Annotated in this window: 15 protein-coding genes and 7 tRNA genes; 20 read left to right on the top strand and 2 right to left on the bottom strand. The window is 53.9% G+C overall.

All coding sequences use genetic code 11. The annotated features are described in order from the left end of the window. Window positions 1-3 precede the first annotated feature (3 nt). The 10 genes from PO881_RS05600 to PO881_RS05555 all read left to right on the top strand — a co-directional run bounded on the left by PO881_RS05600 (window position 4) and on the right by PO881_RS05555 (window position 4878). The gene (locus tag PO881_RS05600) at window positions 4-1224 is read left to right on the top strand and encodes an N-acetylglucosamine repressor (protein ID WP_137385370.1); all 1221 of its coding nucleotides are present in this window, start codon (window positions 4-6) and stop codon (window positions 1222-1224) included. 41 nt (window positions 1225-1265) lie between these two features. Further along, a complete protein-coding gene (locus PO881_RS05595) occupies window positions 1266-2018 on the top strand; it encodes an HAD-IIA family hydrolase (RefSeq protein ID WP_036649098.1) in 753 nt (250 codons plus the stop codon). Window positions 2019-2335: 317 nt separating this feature from the next. Beyond that, the gene (gene asnB, locus PO881_RS05590) at window positions 2336-4003 is read left to right on the top strand and encodes an asparagine synthase B (RefSeq protein WP_277974647.1); all 1668 of its coding nucleotides are present in this window, start codon (window positions 2336-2338) and stop codon (window positions 4001-4003) included. A 214-nt stretch (window positions 4004-4217) separates the two neighbouring features. Further along, window positions 4218-4294, top strand: a tRNA-Met gene (locus PO881_RS05585). Window positions 4295-4301: 7 nt separating this feature from the next. Next, a tRNA-Leu gene (locus PO881_RS05580) sits at window positions 4302-4386 on the top strand. A gap of 21 nt (window positions 4387-4407) precedes the next feature. Further along, window positions 4408-4482: transfer RNA gene (locus tag PO881_RS05575), tRNA-Gln, on the top strand. A 34-nt stretch (window positions 4483-4516) separates the two neighbouring features. Then, window positions 4517-4591, top strand: a tRNA-Gln gene (locus PO881_RS05570). Window positions 4592-4617: 26 nt separating this feature from the next. Continuing rightward, window positions 4618-4694, top strand: a tRNA-Met gene (locus tag PO881_RS05565). Window positions 4695-4700: 6 nt separating this feature from the next. Continuing rightward, a tRNA-Gln gene (locus PO881_RS05560) sits at window positions 4701-4775 on the top strand. A gap of 28 nt (window positions 4776-4803) precedes the next feature. Further along, window positions 4804-4878: transfer RNA gene (locus PO881_RS05555), tRNA-Gln, on the top strand. Window positions 4879-4983: 105 nt separating this feature from the next. On the opposite strand, the gene ubiF is transcribed toward PO881_RS05555, so the two are convergent. Beyond that, entirely contained in the window at window positions 4984-6156 is a 1173-nt protein-coding gene (ubiF, locus tag PO881_RS05550; RefSeq protein ID WP_192414172.1) for a 3-demethoxyubiquinol 3-hydroxylase, read from the bottom strand. A 169-nt stretch (window positions 6157-6325) separates the two neighbouring features. Between ubiF and miaB the strand changes: the two genes are divergently transcribed. The 9 genes from miaB to PO881_RS05505 all read left to right on the top strand — a co-directional run bounded on the left by miaB (window position 6326) and on the right by PO881_RS05505 (window position 15632). Further along, window positions 6326-7750, top strand: coding sequence for a tRNA (N6-isopentenyl adenosine(37)-C2)-methylthiotransferase MiaB (gene miaB / locus PO881_RS05545; protein ID WP_101763242.1), 1425 nt, complete (start codon window positions 6326-6328; stop codon window positions 7748-7750). A 207-nt stretch (window positions 7751-7957) separates the two neighbouring features. Further along, complete coding sequence (locus PO881_RS05540) at window positions 7958-9031, top strand: PhoH family protein (protein WP_101763243.1); 1074 nt, start codon at window positions 7958-7960, stop codon at window positions 9029-9031. Continuing rightward, window positions 9028-9501 carry an rRNA maturation RNase YbeY gene (gene ybeY, locus PO881_RS05535; protein ID WP_280172573.1) on the top strand — a complete coding sequence of 158 codons (474 nt, stop codon included), beginning with the start codon at window positions 9028-9030 and terminating at the stop codon, window positions 9499-9501. Before PO881_RS05540 ends, ybeY begins: the two co-directional genes overlap by 4 nt. Window positions 9502-9583: 82 nt before the next feature. Next, window positions 9584-10465, top strand: a complete 882-nt coding sequence (gene corC, locus PO881_RS05530) for a CNNM family magnesium/cobalt transport protein CorC (protein WP_176971375.1) — start codon at window positions 9584-9586, stop codon at window positions 10463-10465. Window positions 10466-10469: 4 nt separating this feature from the next. Beyond that, on the top strand, window positions 10470-11996 hold the full coding sequence (gene lnt, locus PO881_RS05525) for an apolipoprotein N-acyltransferase (RefSeq protein WP_280172572.1): 1527 nt from the start codon (window positions 10470-10472) through the stop codon (window positions 11994-11996). A 437-nt stretch (window positions 11997-12433) separates the two neighbouring features. Then, window positions 12434-13327: a glutamate/aspartate ABC transporter substrate-binding protein gene (locus tag PO881_RS05520; protein WP_280172571.1), complete on the top strand. Its 894-nt coding sequence runs from the start codon at window positions 12434-12436 to the stop codon at window positions 13325-13327. 161 nt (window positions 13328-13488) lie between these two features. Then, window positions 13489-14229, top strand: a complete 741-nt coding sequence (locus tag PO881_RS05515) for an amino acid ABC transporter permease (RefSeq protein WP_061717388.1) — start codon at window positions 13489-13491, stop codon at window positions 14227-14229. Next, window positions 14229-14906, top strand: a complete 678-nt coding sequence (gene gltK, locus PO881_RS05510) for a glutamate/aspartate ABC transporter permease GltK (RefSeq protein WP_101763247.1) — start codon at window positions 14229-14231, stop codon at window positions 14904-14906. Before PO881_RS05515 ends, gltK begins: the two co-directional genes overlap by 1 nt. Then, on the top strand, window positions 14907-15632 hold the full coding sequence (locus tag PO881_RS05505; RefSeq protein ID WP_008103661.1) for an amino acid ABC transporter ATP-binding protein: 726 nt from the start codon (window positions 14907-14909) through the stop codon (window positions 15630-15632). It begins immediately after the preceding gene. 85 nt (window positions 15633-15717) lie between these two features. On the opposite strand, the gene PO881_RS05500 is transcribed toward PO881_RS05505, so the two are convergent. Next, window positions 15718-16200 carry a zinc ribbon-containing protein gene (locus PO881_RS05500; RefSeq protein ID WP_007890691.1) on the bottom strand — a complete coding sequence of 161 codons (483 nt, stop codon included), beginning with the start codon at window positions 16198-16200 and terminating at the stop codon, window positions 15718-15720. A gap of 222 nt (window positions 16201-16422) precedes the next feature. Between PO881_RS05500 and leuS the strand changes: the two genes are divergently transcribed. After that, window positions 16423-19005 carry a leucine--tRNA ligase gene (gene leuS, locus PO881_RS05495; RefSeq protein ID WP_137385363.1) on the top strand — a complete coding sequence of 861 codons (2583 nt, stop codon included), beginning with the start codon at window positions 16423-16425 and terminating at the stop codon, window positions 19003-19005. The last annotated feature ends 11 nt before the right edge of the window (window positions 19006-19016 follow it).

Below are 19016 nucleotides of genomic sequence, written 5' to 3'. Positions count from 1 at the left end.
TGAATGACCACTGGCGGCCAGTCTCAAATAGGAAATGTTGATCTTGTTAAACAACTCAATAGTGCAGCCGTTTATCGGCTAATCGATCAGCAGGGGCCAATTTCGCGCATTCAGATTGCCGAACACAGTCAGCTTGCGCCCGCCAGTGTCACCAAAATTACCCGCCAGCTCATTGAGCGCGGCCTCATCAAAGAGGTGGAGCAACAAGCCTCCACCGGTGGGCGTCGCGCGATCTCCATCATTACTGAAACCCGTCATTTTCATACTATCGGCGTGCGCTTAGGGCGTAATGATGCGACCTTGACGCTGTTTGATCTGAGCGGGAAATCGCTGGCGCAGGAAGATTATCCGCTGCCCGAGCGCACGCAGGAAACGCTGGAGAACGCGCTGTTCAATGCCATCAGCGCCTTTATGGCCGCGCATCAGCGTAAGATTCATGAACTGATTGCTATCTCGGTGATTCTGCCCGGATTGGTCGATCCCATTAACGGCATCATTCGCTACATGCCGCACATCGCGGTAAGTCATTGGCCGCTGGTTTCCAGCCTGAAAAAACGCTTCAACGTCACCAGCTTTGTTGGTCATGACATCCGTAGCCTGGCGCTGGCCGAGCACTACTTCGGTGCAAGTCGCGATTGCGCAGACTCCATTCTGGTGCGTTTGCATCGCGGCACCGGTGCCGGAATCATCGCCAACGGCCACATTTTCCTCGGCAGTAACGGCAACGTGGGCGAGATTGGCCATATTCAGGTTGATCCGCTGGGTGAACGCTGCCACTGCGGTAACTTTGGCTGTCTGGAAACCATTGCGGCTAATGGCGCGATTGAAAACCGCGTACGTCATCTACTGAATCAAGGGTATCCCAGTTCACTAACGTTAAATGATTGCCTGATGCCGCAGATTTGTCGCGCCGCTAATCATGGCGACGCGCTGGCGTGCGAAGTGATTGAATATGTCGGCCGCTATTTAGGCAAGGCGATTGCTATCGCCATCAACCTGTTCAATCCGCAAAAAGTGGTGTTGGCCGGTGAAATCACTGAAGCCGATAAAGTGCTGTTTCCTGCCATTGAAGGGTGTATCAATACGCAGACGCTGCCTGCCTTCCGTAAAAATCTGCCGGTGGTGCGTTCCGAGCTCGATCATCGCTCGGCGATTGGCGCCTTTGCGTTGGCAAAACGCGCAATGCTGAATGGCATTTTGCTGCAACATCTGCTGGAAGAGTAATCACCAGCCTGCTGTCAAGCAGGCCCGACCGGATGCAATCTATGACGATTAAAAGCGTAATCTGTGACATCGACGGCGTGTTGATGCATGACAATACCGCCGTTCCCGGCGCGAACGAATTTCTGCAGCGCATTCTGGCGAAGGATATGCCGTTGGTGGTGTTGACCAACTATCCTTCGCAAACCGCGCTGGATCTGGCGAACCGCTTTGCCAACGCCGGCATTGACGTACCGGATTCGGTGTTTTACACCTCGGCGATGGCCACCGCCGATTTCCTGCGCCGTCAGGAAGGGAAAAAAGCCTACGTAATTGGCGAAGGTGCGCTGATTCATGAGCTGTATAAAGCTGGCTTCACCATCACCGACGTTAATCCAGATTTCGTTATCGTCGGCGAAACCCGCTCCTTCAACTGGGAAATGATGCATAAAGCCGCTTTCTTCGTGGCAAATGGCGCCCGCTTTATCGCCACTAATCCCGATACACATGCACGCGGCTTTGTTCCTGCCTGCGGAGCACTCTGCGCCGGTATCGAAACCATCTCCGGTCGTAAACCGTTTTACGTCGGCAAACCGAGTCCGTACATCATGCGCGCGGCGTTAAACAAAATGCATGCGCATTCGGAAGAGACGGTCATTGTCGGCGATAACCTGCGGACAGACATTCTGGCAGGCTTCCAGGCGGGTCTGGAAACCATTCTGGTGCTGTCTGGCGTTTCCACACTGAGTGATATTGATGCGATGCCTTTCCGCCCGGATTGGATTTATCCATCGGTCGCCGATATCGACCTGTTCTGATCCCAACCATTACCTCTCCTTATGGCCCTGCTTATGCAGGGCTTTTGTTTTTTCTGTGGTTATGCCTTTCTTTACCGCTCGCCACATGCCTACAAAACGAACGATAATGCAGTTTCATTAGATGACATCTAAAATAAACACGTAATAATTGAATAATATTCAATATTAATTGCCCATGAACATTCTTTTTATCAAAGAATCGCAATTTTACTTGCACTAACACCGCCATTTAGCGCATTTTCTTATACATCACGCAGCCAAGGCTGCCGGACAAACGTAGAAATAACTTCGCCACAAGGTGAGATCAGGAGTCAGTTATGTGTTCAATTTTTGGTGTGCTGGATCTGAAAAGCGATCCTATTGAGCTGCGCAAGAAAGCGCTGGAATCTTCTCGTCTGATGCGTCACCGCGGCCCGGATTGGTCAGGTGTTTATGCGGATGATAAAGCCATTCTGGTGCATGAGCGTCTGTCGATTGTTGACGTTAACAACGGCGCACAGCCGCTGTATAACGCTGACCACACCCACGTACTGGCTGTTAACGGCGAAATTTACAACCATCAGGCGCTGCGTGCTGAGTTGAGCGATCGTTACGCTTTCCAGACCGGTTCTGACTGTGAAGTGATCCTCGCGCTGTATCAGGAAAAAGGCGTCGATTTCCTCGACGAGCTGCAAGGCATGTTCGCCTTCATTCTGTGGGACAGCGTGAAGCAACAATATCTGATTGGTCGCGACCATATCGGCATTATCCCGCTGTATATGGGCAACGACGAGCACGGCAACCTATATGTCGCTTCCGAGATGAAAGCGCTGGTGCCAGTGTGCCGCAGCATCAAAGAGTTCCCGCCGGGAAGCTACATGTCGAGCGCCGATGGTGAAATCCGTCGTTACTGGCAGCGTGACTGGATGGAATATTCCGCCGTTGAGCATAACACTACGGATGCCGCCGAGCTGAAACATGCGCTGGAAGAGTCAGTAAAAAGTCACCTGATGTCTGACGTGCCTTACGGCGTGCTGCTGTCTGGCGGCCTGGACTCCTCCATCATTTCTGCCGTGACCAAGCGCTTTGCTGCGAAACGTGTTGAAGATGCGGATAAGAGCGATGCATGGTGGCCGCAGCTGCACTCCTTCGCGGTTGGCCTGGAAGGTTCTCCAGACCTGAAAGCAGCGAAATCAGTCGCAGAACACCTCGGTACCGTGCACCACGAAATCCATTTCACCGTGCAGGAAGGCCTGGATGCGATCCGTGACGTGATTTACCACATCGAAACCTATGATGTGACCACCATTCGCGCCTCTACGCCGATGTATTTAATGTCGCGTAAGATCAAAGCGATGGGCATCAAAATGGTGTTGTCCGGTGAAGGTGCGGATGAAGTCTTTGGCGGCTACCTCTATTTCCATAAGGCGCCGAACGCCAAAGAATTCCATGAAGAGAACGTGCGTAAACTGCTGGCTCTGCACATGTTTGACTGTGCTCGCGCCAACAAAGCGATGTCCGCCTGGGGCGTGGAAGCGCGTGTGCCGTTCCTCGACAAGAAATTCCTCGACGTGGCGATGCGCATCAACCCGGCAGACAAACTGTGCGGCAGCAACGGCAAGATGGAAAAACATATCCTGCGCGAATGCTTCTCTTCTTACCTGCCGGAGAGCGTGGCGTGGCGTCAGAAAGAGCAGTTCTCTGATGGTGTGGGCTACAGCTGGATCGATACGCTGAAAGAAGTGGCGGCGAAGCAAATCAGCGACCAACAGTTGTCGACTGCGCACTTCCGCTTCCCGTACAACACGCCGAATTCGAAAGAAGCGTATCTGTATCGCGAAATCTTTGAGGAATTGTTCCCGATCGCCAGCGCCGCAGAGTGTGTGCCAGGCGGTCCATCAGTGGCCTGTTCTTCGGCTAAAGCGATCGAGTGGGATGAAGCCTTTAAATCCATGGATGACCCTTCTGGTCGCGCCGTTGGTGTGCATCAGTCCGCGTATAAATAAGGTTTTTACTCAACAAGATATGGGGCTCATTCGAGCCCTTTTTTATGCAATCTATCGTACAACCTTTGAAATTTGCCGAATAAATCACCAGCCTGGTTACAAGCCAGACAAACAGGCGTTTTAAGGCGAAAAACGGCAAAAAAATTGTTGACGCTACAAGACTCAATACGCATAATGCGCCCCGCAACGCCGATGAAGGTTACGCGAAAAAGATGGCTACGTAGCTCAGCTGGTTAGAGCACATCACTCATAATGATGGGGTCACAGGTTCAAATCCCGTCGTAGCCACCATCTTTTTGCGGGAGTGGCGAAATTGGTAGACGCACTAGATTTAGGTTCTAGCGCCGCAAGGTGTGCGAGTTCAAGTCTCGCCTCCCGCACCATTTCAGTCTTCGGCAGCCGGATGGGGTATCGCCAAGCGGTAAGGCACTGGTTTTTGATACCAGCATTCCCAGGTTCGAATCCTGGTACCCCAGCCAATCCGGATTATGTTGTGGATACAAAGTCGACGAATGGGATATCGCCAAGCGGTAAGGCACCGGTTTTTGATACCGGCATTCCCTGGTTCGAATCCAGGTATCCCAGCCATCGTCGGACGCAGTAAGCAGTACAAAGGCTACGTAGCTCAGCTGGTTAGAGCACATCACTCATAATGATGGGGTCACAGGTTCAAATCCCGTCGTAGCCACCAAATTATTGGGGTGTCGCCAAGCGGTAAGGCTCTGGTTTCTGATACCAGCATTCCGGGGTTCGAATCCCTGCACCCCAGCCATAAAAAGACAATTTGATCAAACACCTATTGGGGTGTCGCCAAGCGGTAAGGCACTGGTTTCTGATACCAGCATTCCGGGGTTCGAATCCCTGCACCCCAGCCAAATTGCACAATAAAGCCCGCTTATGCGGGCTTTATTGTTTTCTGCGTTTGGCAAAGTATGGCGAGCAAACTTTCGATCAGGAGCGCATCAATACGCTCCCTACAATCACAAACCTAATGCGTAACGCAGCACCTTACGTTTCAAGGCTCCGGCATTCTCCGCCGCAATCAGCGCCAGGTTTCGCGCAAAACGCAGCGGCGGCAGTTTATTGCTAAACGCGAAGTAGAACAGATCCATACCGCCCTGCATCAGTAAATTATCTTTGTAACGCTGACGATGATAACGCTGCAGCACAGCATCCGATGACCAGAGCTCCGCCTGGTTGCGCGCCTCGACCAGCGTCGTGATCAACGCATCCACATCCCTATAGCCCAAATTAACGCCCTGTCCGGCCAGCGGATTGATGGTGTGCGCCGCATCCCCCACCAGCGCCAATCCCGGCATCACATAACGTGTTGCATGACGTCGCACCAGCGGGAAAGAGGCCGCAGTTTTGACCTGAATACGGCCAACGCGTGCCGGGAAGTGAGCATAAATCTCTTTCTCCAGTTGCGGGAGCGGCAAACTTTGCAGCTGACGAATTCGTGCTGGCGCGTCGTACCACACCAGCGAAGCACGACGATCAAACAGCGGCAGGAAAGCGCGCGGCCCTTGCGGCGTAAACTGCTGCCAGGTGGCATCGCCCGCCTCCTGCTCGCACTCCACGCTTATCAGCATGCAGGATTGCGCATAGTTCCAGCCGCGCACGCCAATACCCGCTAACTGACGCACACGCGAGTTAGCACCATCTGCGCCGACCACTAAACGCGCATCCAACGTTTGGCCGTTATCGAGTTGCACCTGCCAGCCAGCGCTGTGCGGCTGCAAACCCTGCAAGCTCGCCGGGCAGATCAGTGTGATGCCCTCTTGCTGCATTTTTTCCCACAGCGCACGCTGCAGCACGCTGTTTTCCACCATAAAGCCCAGCTCGGGCAACCCAAGCGACGCCGCATCAAACTTCACATGCGCGTTTTGCCACTCCCAGGTTTCCAACTGGCGATAGGGCGCACAGCGCATCGCCTGCACACGCTGCCAGACATCCAGTTGCTGCAGCAGCGCCACCGACGACGCACCGATGGCGGAGATACGCACATCTGGCTCGCTGCCGGCATCAAAGCTTGCCGGTTCCGCCCGTTCAATGACCGCTACGCGAAACTGCTGCTGCGCCAGGCCACACGCCAGCGCCGCACCAACCATGCCACCGCCCACGATCACCACATCAAAATGTGAATCCTGCATCGACTCTAATCCTTCTTTTTGCCGTGAAACCTTCCAGCATCACGTTGATAGCTAAAGTGTACCGGAAATTAGCAGCGCGATGCGATGCAGATGCGTGAAGCCTGGTAACAACAGCGTCGAAGCATTACAATACGCGCCCTGCACTTCGCTTGAATCAATGGCTAGTTCGATGACCAAAAAACTGCACATCAAAACCTGGGGCTGTCAGATGAATGAATACGATTCATCGAAGATGGCCGATCTGCTGAACAGCACGCACGGCTACACCCTTACCGAGGAAGCTGAAGAGGCGGACGTTCTGCTGCTCAACACATGCTCCATCCGTGAAAAGGCGCAGGAGAAGGTTTTTGCTCTGTTAGGCCGTTGGAAAAAGCTGAAAGCGAGCAATCCCGATCTGATCATCGGCGTGGGTGGCTGCGTGGCCTCACAAGAAGGTGAACGTCTGCGCCAGCGCGCCAGTTACGTCGATATCGTCTTTGGCCCGCAGACCTTGCATCGTCTGCCGGAGATGATTAACACCGTGCGCGGCAGTAAAAGCCCGGTTGTTGACATCAGCTTCCCTGAAATTGAGAAGTTTGATCGCCTGCCAGAACCGCGCGCCGATGGCCCAACCGCCTTTGTGTCGATCATGGAAGGCTGCAACAAATATTGTACTTTCTGCGTGGTGCCTTACACGCGCGGCGAGGAAGTCAGCCGTCCGAGCGACGATATTCTGCTGGAAATCGCCCAGCTTGCCGCTCAGGGCGTACGTGAAGTCAACCTGCTGGGCCAGAACGTCAACGCCTATCGCGGCGCCACCTTTGATGGCGATATCTGCACCTTTGCTGAGTTGCTGCGCTTAGTGGCGGCGATCGACGGCATTGACCGTATTCGCTTCACCACCAGCCATCCTATTGAATTTACCGATGACATCATCGAGGTTTACCGCGATACACCCGAGCTGGCGAGCTTCCTGCATCTGCCGGTTCAGAGCGGATCAGATCGCATCCTGACGCTGATGAAGCGCGCGCACACCGCACTCGAGTACAAAGCGATTATCCGCAAGCTGAAAGCCGCACGGCCGGATATCCAGCTGAGCTCTGATTTCATCATCGGTTTCCCCGGCGAAACGCAGCAGGATTTTGAGCAGACCATGAAGCTGGTCGGTGAAGTGAATTTCGATGTCAGCTTCAGCTTTATCTACTCCATGCGCCCAGGCACGCCGGCCGCCGATCTGCCCGACGATGTGACAGAAGAGGAGAAAAAGCAGCGTCTTTTCATCCTGCAGGACCGCATCAATCAGCAGGTGATGGCGTGGAGCCGCCGCATGCTGGGCACCACGCAGCGCGTGCTGGTGGAAGGCATTTCGCGTAAAAATGTGATGGAACTGACCGGCCGCACCGATAATAACCGCGTGGTGAACTTCGAAGCACCGGTTGAAATGATCGGGAAGTTTGTTGATGTCGAAATTGTTGATGTCTATGCCAGCTCCCTGCGCGGCGTGCTGGTGCGCACCGAAGATCAAATGGCGCTCCGTGTGGCCGAAAGCCCGGCGTCAGTGATTGCGCGTACCCGCAAAGAGAACGACATCGGCGTCGGACTGTTCCAGCCTTGAAACCTCGAACGTTGAGCGATAGCGCACAAAGCGCTGTCGCCTGTTTCATCCCCAGGCCCTTGCTTTCCACAAGTGCTGCCCAAATATCGACTCTGAAGCTTGCGCCAGTGCGCAGCGCCATAAATAATTTCATAAAGATGTGGAGAGATTGCTCTTCGACATCCGGCACACCTTTTCAACTGGCCCTGAGTGACCTTAAGGATTCATTTGAATATCGAAACGCGTGAAATCGCCCTTGAACCGGCAGATAACCAACGACTGATGAGCTTGTGCGGTCCGATGGATGACAATGTGAAACAGCTGGAGCGCCGTTTGGGCCTTGAAATCAAACGCCGTGACAACCAATTCACGCTTACCGGCCGCTCGCTCTGTGTGGACGCTGCCGTCAATATCCTGCGCACGCTGTATGTTGATACCGCCCCAATGCGCGGTCAGATCAAAGATATCGAACCGGACCAGATTCACCTGGCAATCAAAGAGAGCGGCGTTCTGGAACAGAGCGCTGAGAGCGTGCCGGAATTCGGCAAAGCGGTGAACATCAAAACCAAGCGTGGCGTAATCAAACCGCGTACGCCTAACCAGGCGCAGTACATCGCTAATATCTTCTCCCACGACATTACCTTTGGTATCGGCCCGGCAGGTACCGGTAAAACCTATCTGGCGGTCGCTGCCGCAGTGGATGCGCTGGAGCGTCAGGAGATTCGCCGTATTCTGCTGACGCGTCCGGCGGTTGAAGCGGGTGAGAAACTCGGCTTCCTGCCTGGCGATCTCAGCCAGAAGGTCGATCCCTACCTGCGCCCGCTGTACGACGCGCTGTTCGAAATGCTCGGCTTTGAGCGCGTAGAGAAACTGATTGAGCGCAACGTGATTGAAGTGGCTCCGCTGGCCTACATGCGCGGACGCACGCTGAACGACGCCTTTGTGATTCTCGATGAGAGCCAGAACACCACTATCGAACAGATGAAGATGTTCCTGACGCGTATCGGCTTTAATTCGAAAGCGGTCATTACCGGCGATATCACGCAGATTGACTTGCCGCGCAGCACCAAATCCGGCCTGCGCCACGCCATTGAAGTGCTGGCAGAAGTCGATGAGATTAGCTTTAACTTTTTCCACAGCGAAGACGTGGTGCGTCATCCGGTTGTCGCACGCATCGTGAATGCTTATGAAGCCTGGGAAACCGCCGACCAGAAACGCCGTGATCAACAGGCAGAAGAGCGCAAACGCGAAGCTATCGCGGCTCAGCTTGCCAGCCAAACCAGCCCGCAGGAGCGTTCATGAGCGCGGTGATTCTTGATTTACAACTGGCCTGCGCCGATGAAAACCATCTGCCAGCGGAGAGTGATTTTCAACGCTGGCTGGAAGCGGCGGTAACGCCGTTTCAACCAGAAAGCGAAGTCACGATTCGTCTGGTGGATGAAGCCGAGAGTAATGAGCTTAATCTGACTTATCGCGGCAAAGATAAGCCGACCAACGTGCTGTCATTCCCGTTTGAAGCACCGCCGGGAATTGAACTGCCACTGCTCGGCGATCTGATTATTTGCCGTCAGGTTGTCGAGCAAGAGGCTGCTGAACAAGGCAGAACCGTCGAAGCCCACTGGGCGCATATGGTGGTGCACGGTACGCTGCATCTGCTGGGTTACGACCATATCGAAGATGAAGAAGCCGAAGAGATGGAGGCGCTGGAGACCGAGATAATGCTTGCTCTTGGTTATCCTGATCCGTACATTTCGGAGAAAGAAGACGCCTGAGCCGCTGGTTCAGGTTATTGCGCTGCTGGCGCGGATGCCAGCAGCCCCAATCCCTCATTAGAGAGAACGAAATAAAAACGCCATGAGCGACGACCATTCTCAAAACAGCGACGCACCCAGTAGTAAAAAGGGATTTTTCTCCCTGTTAATCAACCAACTGTTTCACGGTGAACCCAAAAACCGTGATGAACTGCTGGGGTTAATCCGCGATTCTGAGCAAAAAGAGCTGATTGATCAGGACACCCGCGACATGCTCGAAGGGGTGCTGGACATTGCCGAACAGCGCGTGCGCGACATCATGATCCCTCGCTCGCAAATGATCACCCTGAAACGCAACCAAACGCTGGAAGAGTGCCTTGCGGTGATTATTGAATCCGCCCACTCACGCTTCCCGGTGATCAGCGAAGACAAAGACCATGTTGAAGGCATTTTGATGGCCAAAGACCTGCTGCCGTTTATGGCCAGCGCGTCTGAGCCGTTCAGCATGGAAAAAGTGCTGCGCACCGCCGTGGTGGTTCCTGAAAGCAAGCGCGTCGATCGCATGCTGAAGGAGTTCCGCTCGCAGCGTTATCACATGGCGATTGTCATTGATGAATTTGGTGGCGTCTCTGGTCTGGTGACCATTGAAGATATTCTTGAGCTGATTGTTGGCGAAATTGAAGATGAGTATGACGATGAAGAAGATCGTGATATCCGCCAGCTCAATCGTTACACCTACACCATGCGCGCCTTAACGCAAATTGAAGATTTTAATGAGGTCTTTGGCACCGATTTCAGCGATGACGAAGTCGATACCATTGGCGGATTGGTCATGCAGGGATTCGGCCACCTTCCCGCTCGCGGCGAAAGTATTGTCATTGATGGCTATCAGTTCAAAGTCGCCATGGCTGACAGCCGCCGTATCATCCAGGTGCATGTAAAAATTCCGGAAGACTCACCACAACCGCAACTGGAAGACGAATAACTTTATGGCTTTAGCCTCTCTTTACTCGCAGCAGCGGGTTCGCCTGCTGCTGGCGTTAGTTACGGGTGCCATTGGCACCCTTTCCTTTTCCCCCTACGATTTCTGGCCTGCGGCGATAATTTCGCTGTTTGGTCTGCAACTGTTGCTGCTGGAACGTCGCACTGCGCAGGCTGCGGCAATCGGCTTCGTTTGGGGCTTTGGACTGTTTGGCAGCGGCATCAATTGGGTTTACGTCAGCATCGCCACCTTTGGCGGCATGCCCGGCCCGGTAAACATCTTGCTGGTGATTCTGCTGGCGGCTTATCTGTCGCTTTATCCGATGCTGTTTGCCCTTCTGCTCAACCGTTTCTGGCCGCGCGCCACGCTGTGGCGTTTGGCTTTAGCGGCACCCGCGCTGTGGCAGATTAGCGAATTCCTGCGCGGTTGGGTGCTCACCGGCTTTCCGTGGCTGCAGTTTGGCTACAGCCAGATTGACGGTCCGCTAAAAGGCCTCGCGCCGCTCGCAGGCGTTGAAACCATTACCTTCCTGTTGATGGTGATCGCCGGCTTGCTGGTGCACGCGCTGCATCATCGTACGGTGAAAAGCTTGATAGCCGCCGCGCTCCTGCTGTTACTGCCGTGGCCGCTGCGCATGATGCAGTGGTATCAGCCGCTGCCGGAACGCAGCGTTGATGTTGCGATGGTGCAAGGCAATATTCCGCAGTCGATGAAGTGGGATCCGCAGCAACTGCTGAACACGCTGCGCGTTTACACCTCCTATAGCCAGCCTTTTATCGGCAAAGCACCGATCATTATCTGGCCCGAATCAGCGATTACCGATCTGGAAAGCAACCAGCAGCCGTTCCTGCGGGCGCTGGATGCTGACCTGCGCGCGCGCGGCAGCTCACTGATTACCGGTATCGTGGATTCTCGCGTGGAAGGCGATAATCGCTATCACGACTATAACTCGGTAATTGTGCTGGGTGGCGAGCAGCCTTACAGCTATCAAAGCCAGAACCGCTATCAGAAGAATCATCTGGTGCCATTTGGTGAGTTTGTGCCGCTGGAAGCGTTGCTGCGTCCGCTGGCGCCGTTCTTCGATTTGCCGATGTCCTCCTTCAGCCGTGGCGCCTATGTCCAGCCGCAGCTGAAAGTAGCGGGTTATCACCTGACCAGCGCTATCTGCTATGAGATCGTGCTGGGCGAACAAGTGCGCGCCAACTTCCGTCCCGATACCAACTTCCTGCTGACCGTCTCCAACGATGCCTGGTTCGGTCACTCCATCGGACCGTGGCAGCATTTCCAGATGGCGCGCATGCGTGCGCTGGAGCTGGGACGTCCGTTACTGCGCTCCACCAATAACGGTGTTACCGCAGTAGTAAATGCCAATGGTGAGGTGGAGAAAGCGTTGCCGCAGTTCACACGCGATGTGCTGGAAGCCAAAGTCACGCCAACCAAGGGTGAAACGCCGTATGCGAAAGCGGGCATCTGGCCAGTGTGGCTAGTGACGTTGATTAGCATTGTGGTGGCCATTCTGCGCCGTCGCCACTAGTTCAGGCAGCTATGCAAACAGGCGAAGTGAATACTTCGCCTTTTTTATGCGCTGTTTTCTCTTCCTTCCGTGGTGCTTTCCCCGATTCTCTGCTGGCTTTTTACACTTCTTCATCGTGCTGGCACGATCATTGCTATTTATTTCAGTGATTTTCGCAAACATCGGCTTTTGTCAGCGTAGTGCAACCTTTACGCACTAATTTATGGCAATGATGCGCACTCTATTGGCGCATTGGGGAATTTTTGCCTTTTATTGGTGCGGAGCGGCTCGCAAAAAAGAAACTTTTTTGTTTCATTGCGTTAACAATTCGCTATGTTAATCACTATCCTGCGTGCGGTTGCGCTATGGGATAACAAAAAAAGCAGCACGAAATACACACAACATCACAATCTGCGCAGTTTATGTTCTGCGCGACATCCATACGAAGGAGTTGGAACATGCAGATACGCAAAGTGGCATTATCTCTTTTGCTGTTGGGAGCAGCAGCGGGAGCGGCCCAGGCGGAAGATCTCACCGGTACCCTGAAAAAAATCAATGATAGCGGCGTGATCGTCGTTGGGCATCGTGAATCATCAGTTCCCTTTTCTTACTATGACAACCAGCAAAAAGTGGTTGGCTATTCACAGGATTATTCAAACGCCATCATCGCGGCTATTAAAGCCAAACTGAATAAGCCTGATTTGCAGATCAAAATGCTGCCGATTACTTCGCAGAACCGTATTCCTCTGTTGCAGAACGGAACTTACGATTTTGAGTGCGGTTCTACCACCAACAACCTGGAGCGTCAGAAGCAAGCGGCATTCTCTGACACCGTGTTCATCATCGGTACGCGTCTGCTGGTGAAAAAAGGCGGCGACATCAAAGATTTCCCTGATCTGAAGGGTAAAACCGTTGTCGTGACCTCCGGTACCACTTCAGAAGTTCTGCTGCACAAACTGAACGACGAGCAAAAAATGGATATGCGCATCATCAGCGCGAAAGACCATGGCGATTCTTTCCGTACGCTGGAAACCGGTCGTGCTGTGGCCTTCATGATGGATGACGCGCTGCTGGCAGGTGAACGTGCCAAAGCCAAGAAGCCAGACAACTGGGACATCGTGGGTACACCGCAGTCGAAAGAAGCTTACGGCTGCATGCTGCGTAATCAGGATCCACAGTTCAAACATCTGATGGATGAAACCATTGCTAAAGCGCAAACCTCTGGCGAAGCCTCAAAATGGTTTGAAACCTGGTTCAAAAAACCGATTCCACCGAAGAATCTGAACCTGAACTTCGAACTCTCAAGCGATATGCAGGCCCTGTTCAAAGCACCGAACGACAAAGCACTCTGAATTAACAACGACAACAAGGGCAGCCCCGCTGCCCTCTCGATTGCTGAACATGCGGTGCGGACAGACAGACTGTAACAGGCCGTTCCCCTGAAGCAGGATGCAAGACACCGCTCAACAATCTTATGGGTAGCCTCGCTACCCTTTTTTTACCGGAGCTCGTTATGGGTATCGATTGGAACTGGGGCATTTTTCTTGAACAGGCCCCGTTCGGCAATACGACTTACCTCGGCTGGCTGTGGTCCGGTTTTCAGGTCACCATTGCGGTGTCCTGCTGCGCCTGGATTATCGCCTTCCTGGTAGGTTCCTTATTTGGCATTCTGCGTACCGTGCCCAACCGCCTGTTGGCGGCAATTGGCACCTGCTACGTGGAGCTATTCCGTAATATCCCGCTGATTGTGCAGTTCTTCTTCTGGTATCTGGTTGCGCCAGAACTGGTGGGCGAAAAGCTGGGCATGTGGTTTAAGTCGGAATTGGATCCCAATATTCAGTTCTTCGTCTCCTCGACGATTTGCCTTGGTTTGTTCACCGCAGCGCGCGTCTGTGAACAGGTACGCGCGGCGATTCAGTCGCTGCCACGCGGTCAGAAAAATGCCGGCCTGGCGATGGGCCTGACGCTGCCGCAAACCTATCGCTATGTGCTGCTGCCGAATGCCTATCGCGTGATTGTGCCGCCGATGACGTCGGAAATGCTTAATCTGGTGAAGAACTCGGCGATCGCCTCAACCATCGGACTGGTGGATATGGCGGCGCAGGCCGGCAAGCTGCTGGATTACTCCGCGCATGCCTATGAATCCTTTACCGCCATCACTCTGGCGTACGTCGGCATTAACCTGGTCATCATGCTGATTATGAGTGTGGTAGAACGCAAAATTCGCCTGCCTGGCAATATGGGAGGCAAATAATGTACGAGTTTGACTGGAGTTCAATTGTTCCCAGCCTGCCTTACTTGTGGAACGGGTTGATCATTACCTTCAAGATCACCGCGATTGCCGTGGTGTTTGGCATTATCTGGGGCACGATTTTGGCGGTGATGCGCTTGTCGCCGATTGCGCCGATACGCTGGTTTGCCAAGCTGTACGTCAACCTGTTCCGCTCCGTACCCTTGGTGATGGTGCTGCTGTGGTTCTATTTGGTGGTGCCCGCCTTCCTGCAACAGGTGCTGGGCTTATCGCCTAAATCCGATATCCGCCTGATTTCAGCCATGGTGGCATTTGCGCTATTTGAGGCCGCGTACTATTCGGAAATCATCCGCGCCGGTATTCAGAGCATCTCACGCGGGCAGTCCAATGCCGCGCTGGCGCTCGGCATGACGCACTGGCAATCAATGAAACTGATCGTATTGCCGCAGGCGTTCCGCGCCATGGTGCCGCTGCTGCTGACGCAAGGCATCGTGCTGTTCCAGGATACCTCGCTGGTGTATGTACTGAGCCTGGCCGATTTCTTCCGCACCGCTTCAACCATAGGTGAGCGTGACGGAACCCAGGTTGAAATGATTTTGTTTGCTGGTCTGGTCTACTTTGTGATCAGCCTGAGCGCTTCGCTGTTGGTTACCTATCTGAAAAGAAAGAGGACGGTTTAAATGATTAGCCTGAAAAATGTTTCAAAGTGGTATGGGCACTTTCAGGTGCTGACCGACTGCTCCACCGAAGTGAAAAAAGGTGAAGTGGTGGTGGTCTGCGGTCCGTCTGGCTCAGGTAAATCAACGCTGATTAAAACCGTGAACGGTCTGGAGCCGATTCAAAAGGGCAGCATTCAGGTGACCGGCACCGAAGTGAACAACAAAAAAACCAACCTCGCTCAATTGCGTAGCAAAGTGGGCATGGTGTTCCAGCACTTCGAGCTGTTCCCTCATCTCAGCATTATCGAGAACCTGACGCTGGCGCAGGTCAAAGTGCTGAAGCGTGATAAAGCGGCCTCGCGTGAGAAAGCGCAGGGCTTGCTAAAACGTGTTGGGCTCTCTGCGCACGCGGATAAGTTTCCCGGCCAGCTTTCCGGCGGCCAGCAGCAGCGCGTAGCAATCGCGCGTGCGTTGTGCATGGATCCGGTGGCGATGCTGTTTGATGAGCCGACGTCAGCGCTTGATCCTGAAATGATCAACGAAGTGTTGGACGTGATGGTTGAGCTGGCGAATGAAGGCATGACCATGATGGTGGTAACGCATGAAATGGGCTTTGCGCGCAAAGTCGCTAACCGCGTGATCTTTATGGATGAGGGGAAAATTATTGAAGACACCAATAAGGATGACTTCTTTAACAATCCGCAATCCGATCGTGCGAAAGACTTCCTGGCGAAGATCCTGCACTGATTAGCGCAATAAATTGCGCCGCTACGATAAGTGCTCGTACCCGTAGCGGCGCGATTCATCGCGCGGGGGTTATACATTCATAACATCAGGGTTCAAACGGCTGGCGCTGGAACTGATCGTGCCCGCACTCCGGGCAGCGCGTTAAGCTCTCTGGCGTATAAATCGCCCGTGTGAAGCCGCACTTCTCACAGACTAAATTCCCCAGCCCCACCACTTCACCGCTCTGGTAGACGCCGTGATGGCGCAAATCCTGAAACACTTCACGCCACTCGAGCTGACTTTTATCGGTGATATCCGCCAGCTCTTTCCACAGGCTTTCACGAATCACGCGCAAAAACACTGAATCGCCGACCACATCAGAAGACTCCTGATAGCTCAGCGCAAACTCGTGTAAATCGCGCCGCACGGCGCGCATCACTTCATTGACCTCGGCGGGTGACAACGTTTTTTTCGCCAGCAAACTTTGCCGCGCCTCGGCCACCAACGCATCAACATCGCGCTCGCCATGATCCAATCGTTGGGATAATGCTTCAATCGTTGCACGGTATTCCTGCGCCACGTTATTCATTTTATTCTCCTTTCCGCTGCGGACACTGCTGTTAAGTTTAGCGGTTTTGTCACAATTGCATCGGCAGCAAGTGGAGAAATCACAAAAGGGTGAAAGCGGCGGCGCATTCGGCAGAAATCCGGCCGGCGAGGGCGTGAAAAGTTGTTGATGCGCAGCCTTATGGGTATGCTATGCGGATCTAAAAGTATGCTTAGCGATTTTCACAAAGGACCACAGGCAGCCATGCAAGAGCAATACCGCCCGGAAGAGATAGAATCCCGCGTCCAACAACACTGGGACGAAAACGAAACCTTTAAAGTGACCGAGCAGGAAGGCAAAGAGAAATATTATTGCCTTTCGATGCTGCCCTATCCTTCTGGCCGCCTGCACATGGGGCACGTACGTAATTACACCATTGGCGATGTGATTGCGCGTTACCAGCGTATGCTCGGCAAAAACGTTCTGCAGCCAATTGGCTGGGATGCGTTTGGTCTGCCAGCCGAAGGTGCTGCGGTGAAAAACAACACCGCGCCGGCGCCGTGGACGTACGACAACATCGCCTACATGAAGAACCAGCTGAAATTACTGGGTTTTGGCTATGACTGGAGCCGCGAACTGGCGACCTGCCAGCCAGAATACTATCGCTGGGAACAGTGGTTCTTCACTAAGCTGTATGAAAAAGACATGGTCTATAAAAAGACCTCGGCGGTGAACTGGTGCCCGAACGATCAGACCGTGCTGGCCAACGAACAGGTTATCGACGGCTGCTGCTGGCGCTGTGATACCAAAGTTGAGCGCAAAGAGATTCCACAGTGGTTCGTCAAAATCACCGCTTATGCGGAGGAGCTGCTCAACGATCTCGATAAGCTGGAAGATTGGCCGGAGCAGGTCAAAACCATGCAGCGCAACTGGATTGGCCGCTCTGAAGGCGTGGAAATCACCTTTGACGTTGCCAACAGCGCTGAGAAGCTGACCGTTTACACCACCCGTCCAGATACCTTTATGGGTGCAACCTATGTGGCGGTTGCCGCAGGTCACCCACTGGCGCAGCAAGCAGCTGCCACTAATCCTGCGCTGGCTGAATTTATCGACGAATGCCGTACCACCAAAGTCGCCGAAGCCGATATGGCAACGATGGAGAAGAAAGGCGTGGCCACCGGCCTGTTCGCTATCCATCCGCTGACCGGTGAAGAAATTCCGGTGTGGGTCGCTAACTTCGTGCTGATGGAATACGGCACCGGCGCGGTAATGGCTGTTCCAGGCCACGATCAGCGTGACTGGGAGTTCGCTACCAAGTACAACCTGAACATTAAGCCGGTGATCCTGAATCTCGACGGTTCTGAACCGGACCTGAGTGCTGCCGCGATGACCGAAAAAGGCGCGCTGTTCAACTCGGGTGAATACAACGGTCTGGATCATCAGGCGGGCTTTAACGCCATCGCCGATGCGCTGGCTGCCAAAGGCGTGGGCGTGCGTAAAGTCAATTACCGTCTGCGCGACTGGGGCGTTTCCCGTCAACGTTACTGGGGCGCGCCAATTCCAATGGTGACGTTGGAAGATGGCACCGTGATGCCAACGCCAGAAGATCAGTTGCCGGTCATCCTGCCAGAAGACGTGGTGATGGATGGTATCACCAGCCCAATCAAAGCCGATCCTGAGTGGGCCAAAACCACCGTTAATGGCCAGCCTGCGCTGCGTGAAACCGACACCTTTGACACCTTTATGGAGTCATCCTGGTATTACGCGCGTTATACCTGCGCCAACTATCATGAAGGCATGCTGGATCCGGCGGCGGCGAACTACTGGCTACCGGTCGATCAGTATGTTGGCGGTATCGAACACGCCATCATGCACCTGATGTATTTCCGCTTCTATCACAAGCTGCTGCGTGATGCTGGCCTGGTGAACTCTGATGAGCCGGCCAAACGCCTGCTGTGTCAGGGCATGGTGCTGGCTGATGCGTTCTACTACCTCGGCGTGAACGGCGAGCGTAACTGGGTTTCTCCGGTTGACGTGACCGTAGAACGCGACGAGAAAGGCCGCATTATCAAAGCCACCGACAACGAAGGTCGTGAAGTGATTTACGCCGGCATGAGCAAAATGTCGAAGTCGAAAAACAACGGCATCGATCCCCAGCTGATGGTTGAGCGTTACGGTGCAGATACCGTTCGTCTGTTCATGATGTTTGCTTCGCCAGCAGAGATGACGCTGGAGTGGCAGGAATCGGGCGTTGAAGGTGCTAACCGCTTCCTGAAGCGCGTATGGAAACTGGCTTACGAGCACATTGCGAAAGGCGCGACCGTGGCGCTGGACGTCAATAACCTGAATGACGACCAGAAAGCGTTGCGTCGCGATCTGCACAAAACCATCGCCAAAGTGGCCGATGATGTGGGTCGTCGTCAGACGTTCAACACCGCCATCGCTGCCATTATGGAGCTGATGAACAAACTGATCCGTGCCCCGCAGGAGAGCGAGCAAGATCGCGCGCTGCTGCAGGAAGCGCTGGTCGCAGTGACGCGTCTGCTCTATCCATTCACTCCGCACGCCAGCTATGTATTGTGGCAAGCGCTGGGCGGCGAAGGCAGCATCGACGAAGCCAGCTGGCCGGTAGCCGATGAAGCGGCCATGGTGGAAGATTCGCTGCTGGTGGTAGTGCAGGTGAATGGCAAAGTGCGCGGCAAGATTACCGTTGCGCCGGATGCCACGCAGGAGCAGGTGCAGGCGCGTGCTGCGCAGGAGCATTTGGTGGCGAAATATCTGGATGGCGTCACCATTCGTAAAGTGATTTATGTCCCTGGCAAACTGCTTAACCTGGTCGTAGGTTAAGTTCAGGAGGA

The sequence above is a fragment of the Pantoea sp. SS70 genome, from assembly GCF_029866845.1.
Lineage (GTDB): Bacteria > Pseudomonadota > Gammaproteobacteria > Enterobacterales > Enterobacteriaceae > Pantoea > Pantoea leporis.
This window is presented reverse-complemented; position numbering and strand designations above follow the sequence as displayed.